This is a genomic window from Pedococcus sp. P2_A3, assembly GCF_056405035.1.
The window spans coordinates 114,594-127,814 of sequence record NZ_JBFUCW010000014.1 but is presented as its reverse complement, the minus strand read 5'-3'; the positions used below and the strand labels follow the sequence as shown (position 1 = coordinate 127,814).

The window sequence follows — 13,221 nt, the reverse complement described above, 5'->3', positions numbered from 1 at the left end:
ACACAGTGGACGCGAGCATCTTTGTAAACTCAAGTTTATAAGGGCAAACGGTGGATGCCTTGGCACCAGGAACCGAAGAAGGACGTAGGAATCTGCGATAAGCCTCGGGGAGTCGATAACCAGACTGTGATCCGAGGATTTCCGAATGGGGAAACCCGGCTGGAGGCAAGTCCAGTCACTCCCGCCTGAACACATAGGGCGGGTAGAGGGAACGTGGGGAAGTGAAACATCTCAGTACCCACAGGAAGAGAAAGCAACCGCGATTCCGTGAGTAGTGGCGAGCGAAAGCGGAAGAGGCTAAACCGATCATGTGTGATAGCTGTCAGGCGTTGCATGGTCGGGGTCGTGGGACTTTTCGGTCAGGACTGACATCCTGACATGGAGTCAAAAATTCGCGTTATAGTCGAAGGGCATTGAAAGGCCCGGCACAGAGGGTGCGACCCCCGTAGACGAAATGACGCGAACTCCAGAGAAGTATCCCAAGTAGCACGGGGCCCGAGAAATCCCGTGTGAATCTGGMGGGACCACCCGCTAAGCCTAAATATTCCCTGGTGACCGATAGCGGACAAGTACCGTGAGGGAAAGGTGAAAAGTACCCCGGGAGGGGAGTGAAATAGATCCTGAAACCGTTTGCCTACAATCCGTTGGAGCCTCCTTGTGGGGTGACAGCGTGCCTTTTGAAGAATGAGCCTGCGAGTTAGTGCTCAGTGGCGAGGTTAACCCGTGTGGGGAAGCCGTAGCGAAAGCGAGTCCGAATAGGGCGATTTAGTCGCTGGGTCTAGACCCGAAGCGGAGTGATCTACCCATGGCCAGGTTGAAGCGACGGTAAGACGTCGTGGAGGACCGAACCCACTTAGGTTGAAAACTGAGGGGATGAGCTGTGGGTAGGGGTGAAAGGCCAATCAAACTCCGTGATAGCTGGTTCTCCCCGAAATGCATTTAGGTGCAGCGTCACGTGTTTCTTACCGGAGGTAGAGCTACTGGATAGCTAATGGGCCTCACCAGGTTACTGACGTTAGCCAAACTCCGAATGCCGGTAAGTGAGAGCGTGGCAGTGAGACTGCGGGGGATAAGCTCCGTAGTCGAGAGGGAAACAGCCCAGACCACCATCTAAGGTCCCTAAGCGTGTGCTAAGTGGGAAAGGATGTGGAGTTGCATTGACAACCAGGAGGTTGGCTTAGAAGCAGCCACCCTTTAAAGAGTGCGTAATAGCTCACTGGTCAAGTGATTCCGCGCCGACAATGTAGCGGGGCTCAAGCACACCACCGAAGCTGTGGCATTGACACATTGCCCGGCCGTGACATCTGAGGATCCACGGTCCAAGCGTGTTGATGGGTAGGGGAGCGTCGTGTGGCCAGGGAAGCGGCGGAGTGATCCAGCCGTGGAGGCCACACGAGTGAGAATGCAGGCATGAGTAGCGAATGACGGGCGAGAAACCCGTCCGCCGAATAACCAAGGGTTCCAGGGTCAAGCTAATCTGCCCTGGGTAAGTCGGGACCTAAGGCGAGGCCGACAGGCGTAGTCGATGGACATCCGGTTGATATTCCGGAACCGGCGAAGAACCGCCCATGACGAACCTAGTGATGCTAAGCGCCTGAAGCTCGATGACGTCTTCGGACTGACTCGAGTGGAGCGCGCGACCCGATCTAGTACTAGTCAAGCAATGGAGAGACGCAGGAAGGTAGCCTCCGCGTGGCGATGGTAGTCCACGTCCAAGGGTGTAGGGAGTGAGGTAGGCAAATCCGCCTCACACATATCCTGAGACCTGATAGTGACCGCGTATGCGGGAAGAGGGTGATCCTATGCTGCCTAGAAAATCTTCTAGCGAGGTTCRAGCCGCCCGTACCCCAAACCGACWCAGGTGRTYAGGTAGAGAATACCAAGGCGATCGAGWGAATCATGGTTAAGGAATTCGGCAAAATACCCCCGTAACTTCGGGAGAAGGGGGGCCCTGATCGTGACGGCACTTGCTGCCCGAGCGTGATCGGCCGCAGAGACCAGGGAGAAGCGACTGTTTACTAAAAACACAGGTCCGTGCGAAGTCGCAAGACGATGTATACGGACTGACGCCTGCCCGGTGCTGGAAGGTTAAGAGGACCGGTTAGTTCTTCGGAGCGAAGCTGAGAATTTAAGCCCCAGTAAACGGCGGTGGTAACTATAACCATCCTAAGGTAGCGAAATTCCTTGTCGGGTAAGTTCCGACCTGCACGAATGGCGTAACGACTTCTCCACTGTCTCAACCATGAACTCGGCGAAATTGCACTACGAGTAAAGATGCTCGTTACGCGCAGCAGGACGGAAAGACCCCGGGACCTTTACTACAGCTTGGTATTGGTGTTCGGTACGGCTTGTGTAGGATAGGTGGGAGACTTTGAAGCCGGCACGCCAGTGTCGGTGGAGTCAACGTTGAAATACCACTCTGGTCGTTCTGGATATCTAACCTCGGTCCGTGATCCGGATCAGGGACAGTGCCTGGTGGGTAGTTTAACTGGGGCGGTTGCCTCCTAAAAGGTAACGGAGGCGCCCAAAGGTTCCCTCAGCCTGGTTGGCAATCAGGTTTTGAGTGTAAGTGCACAAGGGAGCTTGACTGTGAGACAGGCATGTCGAGCAGGGACGAAAGTCGGGACTAGTGATCCGGCGGTGGCTTGTGGAAGCGCCGTCGCTCAACGGATAAAAGGTACCCCGGGGATAACAGGCTGATCTTGCCCAAGAGTCCATATCGACGGCATGGTTTGGCACCTCGATGTCGGCTCGTCGCATCCTGGGGCTGGAGTAGGTCCCAAGGGTTGGGCTGTTCGCCCATTAAAGCGGTACGCGAGCTGGGTTTAGAACGTCGTGAGACAGTTCGGTCCCTATCCGCTGTGCGCGTAGGAAACTTGAGAAGGGCTATCCCTAGTACGAGAGGACCGGGATGGACGAACCTCTGGTGTGTCAGTTGTTCTGCCAAGAGCACGGCTGATTAGCTACGTTCGGAAACGATAACCGCTGAAAGCATCTAAGCGGGAAGCGTGCTTCAAGATGAGGTTTCCATGGACTTCGGTCCGAGAGGCTCCCAGCTAGACTACTGGGTTGATAGGCCAGACGTGGAAGTGCAGTAATGCATGTAGCTGACTGGTACTAATAAGCCGATAACTTGATTACACAATGCTTTTCAATAAGCAGGTGCTACGCGTCCACTGTGCAGTTCCCGAGATACGGTCGGGACTGAGAACCACTGATTGATATCTCCATAGAGTTTCGGCTGTCATAGCGAAGGGGAAACGCCCGGCTCCATTCCGAACCCGGAAGCTAAGCCCTTCAGCGCCGATGGTACTGCACTGGTGACGGTGTGGGAGAGTAGGACGCAGCCGGACATACTTTCAAAAGGGCCATCCCATCGGGGTGGCCCTTTTGGCATTTCCCGGGTTTGTCCGCCCGCGCGGACCTCGGTGTCCCGGCCCGGCCACAGTCCGTAGACTGCCCATGATTACTGCACAGCGAGGAGCACACGTGTCCGAGAACCAGCCAGGCCGAGGTGGCCAGAACCGTCGACCCTCATCAGGCGGTGGTCGTCCTCCCGGCGCAGGCGGCGGACGCTCCTCGGGGCCTCGTCGGGACGGCGGGGCGAGCAGTCGCGGCGACGGCCCCGCCCGGGGCGGACGCGGTGGCTCTGGTGGTCGACCCGAGCGCGGCGGCGCAGGCCGCCGCGACCGGCGGGACGGCGGGCCCGGTGGCGCCGGCGACGCCAGGACCACCGGTCCCCGTCTGGCGCCGAAGAAGCCGAAGCTCCCGGAACCGCGGATCGCCGAGGGCGTGACCGGCAAGGAGCTCGACCGCTCGGTGCACCAGCAGCTGCGCACCCTCAGCAAGGAGAACGCCGAGGGAGTGGCCCAGCACCTGGTCATGGTCGCGGCCCTGCTCGAGGTCGAGGACCTCGAGGGTGCCGAGGCGCATGCCGAGACGGCCGTCCGCCGCGCGGGTCGCGTGCCCGCGGCGCGCGAGGCCCTGGGGCTGGTGGCCTACCGCAAGGGTGAGTGGGCGAGGGCACTCAGCGAGTTCCGCACCGCCCGCCGGCTCAGCGGGTCCTCGCACCTGCTGGCGCTGATGGTCGACTGTGAGCGCGGGCTGGGCCGTCAGGAGCGAGCGCTCGAGCTCGCGATGTCGCCGGAGGCCAAGACCCTCGCGGTCGAGGACCGCGTCGAGCTGGCCATCGTCATCTCCGGGATCCGCCGTGACCTGGGCCAGTTCGAGGCCTCCCTGCAGGCCTTGCAGATCCCACAGCTCAAGGGTTCGGCCCGCAAGCCCTGGTCGGCCCGGTTGTCCTACGCCTACGCCGAGGCCCTGCTCACCGTCGGACGCGACGACGACGCCCGCGACTGGTTCGCGCGCGCCGCCGACGCGGACGACGAGCTGGAGACCGACGCAGCGGAGCGGTTGGCCGAGCTGGACGGCGTGGTCCTCACCGACCTGCTCGATGGCGAAGAGGACGACGACGTGGCTGACGCCGCCCCCGCGAGGACCAGCGAGCTCGGTGGCGATGCCCGCTAGCGGGCCCCCCCTGGTGGACCGGTATGCCGCGGTCGTCTGCGACCTCGACGGCGTGGTCTACCGGGGCCCGGACGCCGTGGATCACGCCGTCTCGGCGCTCTCGGCGCTGACCGTGCCGATCGTCTACGCCACGAACAACGCCTCACGCCCACCCGACGAGGTCGCCGGGCACCTGACCGACCTCGGGCTGCACGTGCGGGCTCGCGACGTCGCCACGAGCTCGCAGGCGGGGGCCGCCGTCCTCAAGGACCTGGTGCCTGCGGGCTCGAGGATCCTCGCGATCGGCGGCATCGGCGTGCGGGAGGCGTTGCAGCACCAGGGATTCGAGGTCGCCACGCCCGAGCAGACCCGCGAGGCCCCCGACCATCAGGTGGCCGGGGTGCTCCAGGGCTACGGCCTGTCCGTCACGGCAGCAGACCTGACCGAGGCGGCCTACGCCGTCGCAGCCGGCGCGGTCTGGGTGGCCACCAACACGGACGCGACCTTGCCCACCCACCGGGGCACGGCGCCGGGGAACGGCATGCTGGTGGCCGCGGTGCAGCGGGCGACCGGGCAGGAGCCGCGGGTGGTCGGGAAGCCCTACGCACCCCTCTACCAGCTCTGCGCGACGCGGCTCGATGCGCAGCCGGCGCGGGTGCTGGCCGTGGGGGACCGGCTCGACACCGACATCGCTGGGGCCGTCGCGGCCGGCATGGACTCGGCGCTGGTGCTCACCGGCATCGACTCCGTGACGACATTGGCGTCCGCCCCTGCGGCCATGCGACCCACGTACCTGCTCGAGGACCTCCGGTCGCTGTCGGCCCCCTACGTCCCTGCCGAGACCGACTACTCGTGGTGGGTCTGCGGCGACGACCGCCGGCGGGTCGTCGACGGTCGCTGGGAGGTGGCGTCGAAGGGCAGTGCCATCGAGGCGGCCCGCGCCGGGGTGGCATGCCTCCACGAGGCCCTCGACCTCGGTGACCTGGACGACGACGCCGTGCGCCGACTCGTTCCCGAGATCGACGCTTGGCAGTAGCGTGAGGGGCGCGAGCGAACCCCGCCGCTTCATCGAGGAGGACCAACCGTGGCTTTCGAATCCGTGCGCAGCTATGTCCAGCTGGCCAGCGGCCTGGGCGAGATGACCAAGGCGAGGGCGATGGACGCGGCGCAGGGCCTGCTGGCCCTCCCCGGCGCGGACGAGGTGACGCGGCGTGCGGTGCAGGCCTCGACGCTCGCCGACCAGCTCCTCGAGGCAGCCAGGGCCAACCGGGCCAATCTCCTCAGCCTCATCCAGAGTGAGGTCGAGTCAGCGCTCAAGAAGGCCGACGTCGCGCGCGTCGCGGACGTCGACGCCGCCCGGACCGCGCTGACCGCCGTCACGAAGGAGATCGCCGAGCTGCGGGCGCTCCTCGTGGCCACCGGCGCCTCCGCCGTCGCGGGCGCCTCTCGCAGCCCGATCGCCCGGACCGTCGTCGGCTCGGGAGCGGTGTCCACCGCTGCGCGACCGTCGGCCCCGCCGACTGCGCCCGTGAAGAAGGCTGCGCCGGCCAGGAAGGCGACGGCGAAGAAGGCTGCGCCCGTGAAGAAGGCTGCGCCGGCCAGGAAGGCGACGGCGAAGAAGGCTGCGCCCGCCAAGAAGACTGTCCCGGCGACGACGGCGGCGGCGACCGGGACCACCGCCACGAAGACCACCGCCACGAAGACCACCGCCACGAAGGCCGCAGAGTGAACGACGAGCAGCAGACCGACAGCTCCGAGGCCGAGACCTTGACGCCACCCGAGCGGAACCAGGGTCTCGGCGCCGCCGTGGCGCACGCCTCCCAGCACGAGAACCCCACCGACCGGGCTGAGTCGCTCGGCACGGGGCTGGGTGACCACGCGACTGGCGACATCGTCATCGACTCGGCCCTGCAGGACCTCCAGGAGGCCCCCGCGGACGACCTCGACGCCCAGATCGACGCGGGTCAGCGCGTGCACCAGACCCTGCAAGCGCGGCTGTCCGACCTCGGCGGCGAGTGAGCGGCTCGGTTCGGCTGGACCTCGAGCTGGTCCGGCGCGGCCTGGCCCGCTCGAGGGGGCACGCCCGCACCCTCGTCGACTCCGGCGACGTCAGCGTCGACGGCACACCGGCGGCGAAGCCGTCGATCCCCGTCACCGCCGGCCAGCACATCGAGGTGCGCGAGGAGGGCCCGCGGTGGGTGAGCCGCGCGGCATACAAGCTGTTGGGGGCGCTGGAGACCTTCGGGCCGCAGGGACTGGAGGTCTCGGGGCGGCGCTGTCTCGACGTGGGCGCCTCGACCGGTGGGTTCACCCAGGTGCTGCTCCACCGGGGCGCGGCGCACGTCATCGCCCTCGACGTGGGGCACGGTCAGCTGGTCGCGGCGCTGGCCGACGACCCCCGGGTCACCGACCGGTCCCGGACCACGGTGCGCGACCTCACGGCGGGCGACATCGGGGGAGTGGTGGACCTGCTCGTCGCCGACCTGAGCTTCATCTCGCTGACCCTGGTGCTCGAGACGTTCCGGGGCCTGCTGGCCGACGAGGGTGACGCCGTGGTGCTGGTCAAACCCCAGTTCGAGGTCGGCCGCACCCGGCTCGGCAAGGGCGGCATCGTCAGGGCCCAGGGCGACCGTGCGTGGGCGGTCACCGAGGTCGCCCGCGCGGCGGTGGCCGCCGGGCTGCACCCCCGGGCCCTGGCCCGCAGCCCGATCGAGGGGGGCGAGGGCAACGCCGAGTACCTCCTGTGGCTGACCCCCCGCGACGACGAGTCGATGGGATGGGAGGCTCTGGTGAGGGCCGCCGACGACGTGACCCAGCCATGACTGACCTCGAAGGGACACCAGACCGTGGGGAGCACAAGGTGAGTTCAGGGAGCACCGGCTCGGGCCGCACCGCGCCGGGGCGCCGGATCCTGCTCGTGGCCCACCCGCGCCGCCAGGAGGCGCACGACGTCGCCACGGCCGTCGTCGAGCGCCTGCACAAGGCAGGCATCGACGTGGTCGTCCAGCGCGACGAGGCCACCGCCGTCAACCTGGCCCAGCACCCCGGAGTCACCCTCGTCGACGACGGTGAGGCTGCCGCCGAGGGGTGCGAGCTGGTCTGCGTGCTCGGCGGCGACGGCACGATCCTGCGCGGCGCCGAGGTGTCCCGGGGCACCGGTGCCCCGCTGCTGGGCGTGAACCTGGGCCACGTGGGCTTCCTCGCCGAGGCCGAGCGTGAGGACATCGACGCCACGGTCGAGCACATCGTCGCCAAGTCCTACGTGGTCGAGGAGCGGATGACCCTCGAGGTGAGGGCGAACGTCAACGGCGACCCCGTCTACACGAGCTGGGCCCTCAACGAGGTCACCGTCGAGAAGGCCAACCGCGAACGCATGCTCGAGGTCGTGGCCGAGATCGACGGCCGCCCCCTCACGACGTGGGGCTGCGACGGGGTCGTGGTGGCCACCCCCACCGGGTCGACCGCCTATGCCTTCTCCGCCGGGGGGCCGGTGGTCTGGCCTGACGTGGAGGCCCTGCTCCTGGTCCCCATCAGCGCGCACGCACTGTTCGCCCGGGCGCTCGTCCTCGGTCCCAACTCGCACCTCGCCCTCGAGGTGGTGCCCGACACCCTGGGTGCCGGGGCGCTGTGGTGCGACGGACGACGAGCCGTGGACCTGCCGCCGGGCGCGCGCATCGAGGTGGTGCGCTCGCAGACCCCCGTGCGGTTGGCCAGGCTCAGCACGTCGCCGTTCACCGACCGGCTGGTGGCGAAGTTCGACCTGTCGATCCACGGGTGGCGTGGTCAGGCGCGCCGCGAGGACGCCGCCCGCGTCGCGCAGGCGGCACCGTCACCACCGCCGCCGCCAACGCCGCCGCCAGCCTGACCGCGGGGGTCGGCCGTGCGTGAGAGGCTGTGCCGGTGCTGTCCGAACTGAGGATCCAGGGACTCGGCGTCATCGACGACGCCGTGCTCGACCTGCACCCAGGGCTCAACGTCGTCACGGGTGAGACCGGCGCAGGCAAGACCATGGTGGTGACCGGACTCGGGTTGCTCCTCGGCGCCCGGGCCGACGCCGGGCTGGTGCGATCGGGCGCAGGCAGCGCCGTCGTCGAGGGCTTGGTCGACGTCGCCAGCGACCACCCTGCCGCGCAACGCGCCGCCGAGGCCGGCGCCGACGTCACCGACGGGCTGGTGCTGGTGCGGTCGGTCAGCGCGGAGGGCCGATCGCGGGCCCACGTCGGGGGACGGTCCGCCCCGGTGGGGGTGCTGGCCGAGATCGGCGAGCACCTCGTGGCGGTGCACGGTCAGGCCGACCAGTGGCGCCTGCGCCAGAGCGACCAGCACCGTGCCGTGCTCGACCAGTTCGGGGGAGCGCCCCTGCAGAAGGCCCTGCTCGCCCACACCGACGTCTACGACGCCCACCAGGCCGCGGCCGCCGAGCTCGTTCGGCTGCGTGAGCAGGCCCGTGACCGCGCTCGCGAGATCGAGGTGCTCCAGCACGGGCTCGACCAGCTCGAGCAGGTGGACCCCCAGTCGGGGGAGGACGCTGAGCTCCGGGTGGAGGACGAGCGGCTCGGTCACGCCGAGGGGCTTCGCGGTGCCGCGTCCCTGGCCCACGACCACCTCGCTGGAGCGCACGAGTATGCCGCGGAGCCGGCCCCCAGCGTCGTCGAGCTGATCGCCTCGGCGCGTCAGGCGCTGGCGGGGGAGGTCGACCACGACCCCGTCCTGCGCGAGCTGGACCGTCGGCTCGCGGACCTCGGCTACCTGGCCGCAGATCTCGCCGCCGACCTGAGCAGCTACCTGTCCGACATCGAGGTCGACCCGGCCCGGATGGCCTGGGTCCAGCAGCGACGGGCCGACCTCACCGCCCTGACCCGCAAGTACGGCGAGACCATCGACGACGTGCTGGCCTGGGGGAAGACCTCGGCCCAGCGGCTCGACGCCCTCCTGAGCTCCGACAGCCGCATCGAGGCGCTCGAGCCGGAGGTGGCTCGGCTCGACCGCGAACGCACCGCCACGGCACAGGCGCTCGGCAAGGCCCGACGCGCGGCAGCCAAGCGGCTCGCCACCGCCGTGACCGGTGAGCTCGCGCACCTGGCGATGGGCCAGGCCACGGTCGACGTCGCGGTCACCGCACGCCCGTCCGGCCTCGCCCGGCACGGCGGCGACGACGTCGAGATCCTGCTCGCCGCCAACCCCGGCAGCCCCGCCCGCACGGTGGCCAAGGCGGCGTCCGGTGGTGAGCTCTCGCGGGTCATGCTGGCCCTTGAGGTCGTCACCGGAGCAGCCGGGGGCACCGACGTCCCCACGTTCGTCTTCGACGAGGTCGATGCCGGGGTCGGCGGTGCCGCGGCGCTCGATGTCGGTGCGCGGCTGGCGGCGCTGGCCCAGCACGCCCAGGTCGTCGTGGTCACCCACCTGCCCCAGGTCGCGGCCTATGCCGACCGCCACCTCGTCGTCCGCAAGGCCAGCGACGGACACATCACCTCCAGTGGCGTGCACGCCGTCGACGGCGAGGACCGGCTGCGCGAGCTCGCCCGCATGATGGCCGGGGTCGACACCGGCACCGCCCTCGACCACGCCCGAGAGCTCGTCGAGGAGACCGTCGCCCGACGCGCGACCGCCGTCCGCGCCTGACGGGGGCGGGTCCGGACCGGCCACCCAGACTGACGTCCGCCCCTCGCGAACCGTGACACAGGTCGCGGCCGCGCGCCCGCGTGGGCCGTGCGGCATACCCGATGCCCCGTGGGAGGATGGTCAGGATGCCTGTGAAGTTCAGCCGCCACCGTGCCCGCGACCCCGAGACCCCGGGGGTGCGCGGTCTGGTGCGCGTCGACGCCCGCACCAAGAACCTCACCAAGCGGCTCAAGCCCGGTGAGATCGCGGTCATCGACCACCAGGACATCGACAAGGTGAGCGCCGAGGCGCTGCTCGCCTGCCGGCCGGCCGCCGTCATCAACGCCGCGCCCTCGATCTCGGGTCGCTACCCCAACCTCGGTCCGGAGATCCTCGTCGACGCCGGCGTGCCGCTGATCGACAACGTCGGCAAGGACGTCATGCACGACCTCAGCGAGGGTCAGCTGGTCCGTGTCGACGGCGACGAGATCTGGGTGGGCGAGGAGGTCGTCGCCAAGGGCCAGGCCTTCGACCACGAGCTGGTGCAGTCCGCGATGACGGAGGCGAGGGCCGGGCTCGCCGTGCAGCTCGAGGCGTTCGCCGCCAACACCATGGAGTACCTGCGACGCGAGCGCGACCTGTTGCTCGACGGCGTCGGCGTCCCCGACATCACCACCAAGATCGACGGGCGGCACGCCCTGATCGTCGTGCGCGGCTACCACTACAAGGAAGACCTGCGCATGCTGCGCAGCTACATCCGCGAGTACCGCCCGGTCCTGATCGGGGTCGACGGCGGCGCCGATGCCCTCCTCGAGGTCGGCCTCAAGCCCGACATGGTCGTGGGTGACATGGACTCGGTGTCCGACGCGACCCTGCGCTGTGGTGCCGAGATCGTCGTGCACGCCTACCGTGACGGCAACGCCCCCGGGCTGGAGCGCGTGCACCGGCTGGGCGTCGAGCCGGTCGTCTTCCCGGCCACCGGCACGAGCGAGGACGTCGCCATGTTGCTGGCCGACGACAAGGGCGCCGAGCTGATCGTGGCCGTGGGCACCCACGCCACCCTGGTCGAGTTCCTCGACAAGGGTCGTAGCGGCATGGCCAGCACCTTCCTGACCCGGCTGCGCGTGGGTGGCAAGCTCATCGACGCCAAGGGCGTCAGCCGGCTCTACCGCTCCCGCATCTCCAACCTCGCCCTGACGCTCATGCTGCTGGTCGGGCTCAGTGCGCTGTTCGCAGCGCTCTGGTCCACCACCGGCGGGCGTGCGCTCCTCCAGGTGCTCGGCGCCCGGTGGGACGACCTCTGGTCCTTCGTCGTAGGAATTGTCACGTGATCGACTTCCGATACCACCTCGTCTCCATCGTCTCGATCTTCATGGCCCTCGCTGTGGGGATCGTGCTCGGTGCCGGTCCACTCAAGGAGGACATCGGCAACACGCTCACCTCCGAGGTGAAGAACCTGCGCGCCGACAAGGCGTCCCTGCGCGGCGAGCTCGACTCGGCCGAGAAGGGCACCAAGGCGCGCGACGAGTTCACCACGGCCAGCAACCGCAGCCTGCTCGCCGAGCGGCTCAAGGACACCACGGTGACCCTGGTGGTCCTGCCGGGTGCCGATGCCAACCTCGTGAAGTCGACGCAGAGCACGTTGGCCTCGGCCGGTGCGGTCGTGGGGTCGACGATCTCGGTGCAGGACAACTGGGTCGACCCCGACAAGGCAGCCTTCCGCGCCACCCTCGGTCAGCAGCTGGCCAGCCAGGTCGGCGTGCCCATCGACCAGTCCGGCTCCGACGTCGTCGATGCGGTGCTCGCCCGGTCGGTGCTCGCGAAGGCCGGGTCCGCTGCTGCGGGAGCGGCCTCGGCACTCGAGGCGCTGCGCACCGGTGACCTGATCCGCTACACCCCCGACACCGTCAAGGTCGCCTCGATCGCCGTCATCGTGGCCGGACCGGTGACCGGGTCGGACGCGGCCGCACGCGAGGAGCGGGCCGCCGGGCTGAGCCACCTCGCAGGAGCGTTCGACGAAGCCGGCGCCGGCGCCGTGCTGGTGGCCCCCACGCTGAAGCCCGCGGCCACCGACACCACCTCGGTCGTCACCACCTCGCGTGAGAACGGCGACCAGTCCAAGGTGCTGTCCACGGTCGACAACGCCGACCTGCCCATGGGTCAGGCCAGCCTCGTCTTCGGACTGCTCGAGCAGGAGGCCGGCAAGTCCGGGCAGTACGGTCTCGCGTCCGACGCGACGGCGGCCTTCCCCCAGCTGGCGACCAAGTAGGGCTCGTGCGCGCACTCGTGTCCGGCGCCGTCGCCGGGGCGCTCGCCGCCTCCGCCCTGCGCCTGTTGCGTGCCCGCCCCCCGGGCGGGGCCCAGACCTGGGACCGCACCAACCACGCGGGTCGCACGGTCACCCTCCTCGAGGGACCCGCGTATGCCGTCGGGGCGGCCGGTGCGGCAGCCCTGTTGGGCGCCGGGCCCGGCCCCGCCCTCGCGGCTGGCTCGTCGGCGGCACTCGGTGCCCTGGACGACCTCAGGGGGGACTCGAGCAGCAAGGGGCTCAAGGGCCACCTCGGGGCGCTCGCGCGCGGCGAGGTCACCACGGGGGCGGTCAAGATCCTCGGCCTCGGGGTGACCGGGCTGGTCTCCGCGGCCCTCGTCGACCGCGGGGCACGCGGTCGCGAGACCCGGCCCGGCGGCATACCGGGCGCCCTGGACACGTTGGTCGGTGGTGCGGTCATCGCCGGCTCGGCCAACCTGCTCAACCTGCTCGACCTGCGCCCCGGTCGGGCGCTCAAGGCGACCATCGCGCTCGGGGTGCTGACGGCCACCACCCCACGAGCTGCGGCTGCCGCCGGCGCTGCCGCCGGTGCTGCCGCCGGTGCCGCCGCCGGGCTCCTCGGTCCCGACCTGGCGGGGGAGGCCATGCTCGGCGACACCGGTGCCAACAGCGCGGGTGCCCTGCTCGGTGCGGCGCTGGTGCAACGCACCGGTCGCCGTGGCCGGTGGGTCGCGCTCGCGGCGCTGACGGCCCTGACCCTGGCCTCGGAGAAGGTCTCGTTCACCCAGGTCATCGAGTCCACGCCCGGGCTGCGCGAGATCGACGCGCTGGGTCGTCGATGATGC

General features: G+C 68.6%; 10 protein-coding genes and 2 rRNA genes. All 12 read left to right on the top strand.

Annotated elements, in window-relative coordinates; translation table 11 throughout:
- Positions 1–27: 27 nt before the first annotated feature.
- Positions 28–3,141: ribosomal RNA gene (locus tag AC1DX8_RS12760) — 23S ribosomal RNA — on the top strand.
- 95 nt (positions 3,142–3,236) lie between these two features.
- Positions 3,237–3,353, top strand: a 5S ribosomal RNA gene (gene rrf / locus AC1DX8_RS12755).
- Between the two features lie 439 nt (positions 3,354–3,792).
- Positions 3,793–4,527, top strand: a complete 735-nt coding sequence (locus tag AC1DX8_RS12750; RefSeq protein WP_477630297.1) for a tetratricopeptide repeat protein — start codon at positions 3,793–3,795, stop codon at positions 4,525–4,527.
- A complete protein-coding gene (locus AC1DX8_RS12745) occupies positions 4,517–5,542 on the top strand; it encodes an HAD-IIA family hydrolase (protein WP_477630301.1) in 1,026 nt (341 codons plus the stop codon). The genes AC1DX8_RS12750 and AC1DX8_RS12745 overlap by 11 nt, the downstream gene beginning before the upstream one ends.
- A 48-nt stretch (positions 5,543–5,590) precedes the next feature.
- The gene (locus tag AC1DX8_RS12740; RefSeq protein WP_477630296.1) at positions 5,591–6,235 is read left to right on the top strand and encodes a hypothetical protein; all 645 of its coding nucleotides are present in this window, start codon (positions 5,591–5,593) and stop codon (positions 6,233–6,235) included.
- Positions 6,232–6,525 carry a hypothetical protein gene (locus AC1DX8_RS12735; protein WP_477630295.1) on the top strand — a complete coding sequence of 98 codons (294 nt, stop codon included), beginning with the start codon at positions 6,232–6,234 and terminating at the stop codon, positions 6,523–6,525. Before AC1DX8_RS12740 ends, AC1DX8_RS12735 begins: the two co-directional genes overlap by 4 nt.
- A complete protein-coding gene (locus AC1DX8_RS12730) occupies positions 6,522–7,328 on the top strand; it encodes a TlyA family RNA methyltransferase (protein ID WP_477630294.1) in 807 nt (268 codons plus the stop codon). The genes AC1DX8_RS12735 and AC1DX8_RS12730 overlap by 4 nt, the downstream gene beginning before the upstream one ends.
- A 38-nt stretch (positions 7,329–7,366) precedes the next feature.
- Positions 7,367–8,371, top strand: coding sequence for an NAD kinase (locus AC1DX8_RS12725; protein ID WP_477630293.1), 1,005 nt, complete (start codon positions 7,367–7,369; stop codon positions 8,369–8,371).
- Between the two features lie 35 nt (positions 8,372–8,406).
- Positions 8,407–10,128, top strand: coding sequence for a DNA repair protein RecN (gene recN / locus AC1DX8_RS12720; protein WP_477630292.1), 1,722 nt, complete (start codon positions 8,407–8,409; stop codon positions 10,126–10,128).
- A gap of 125 nt (positions 10,129–10,253) precedes the next feature.
- Positions 10,254–11,438: a putative cytokinetic ring protein SteA gene (gene steA, locus AC1DX8_RS12715; protein WP_477630291.1), complete on the top strand. Its 1,185-nt coding sequence runs from the start codon at positions 10,254–10,256 to the stop codon at positions 11,436–11,438.
- Positions 11,435–12,376 (top strand): copper transporter, encoded by a 942-nt coding sequence (locus tag AC1DX8_RS12710; protein WP_477630290.1) that lies wholly within the window; start codon positions 11,435–11,437, stop codon positions 12,374–12,376. The genes steA and AC1DX8_RS12710 overlap by 4 nt, the downstream gene beginning before the upstream one ends.
- 5 nt (positions 12,377–12,381) lie before the next feature.
- Complete coding sequence (locus tag AC1DX8_RS12705; RefSeq protein WP_477630289.1) at positions 12,382–13,218, top strand: hypothetical protein; 837 nt, start codon at positions 12,382–12,384, stop codon at positions 13,216–13,218.
- Positions 13,219–13,221 lie beyond the last annotated feature (3 nt).

Coding starts and splice junctions, on each gene's coding strand:
- AC1DX8_RS12745 (WP_477630301.1), top strand. CDS start 4,517: ATGCCCGCTAGCGGGCCCCCCCTGGTGGACCGGTATGCCGCGGTCGTC.
- steA (WP_477630291.1), top strand. CDS start 10,254: ATGCCTGTGAAGTTCAGCCGCCACCGTGCCCGCGACCCCGAGACCCCG.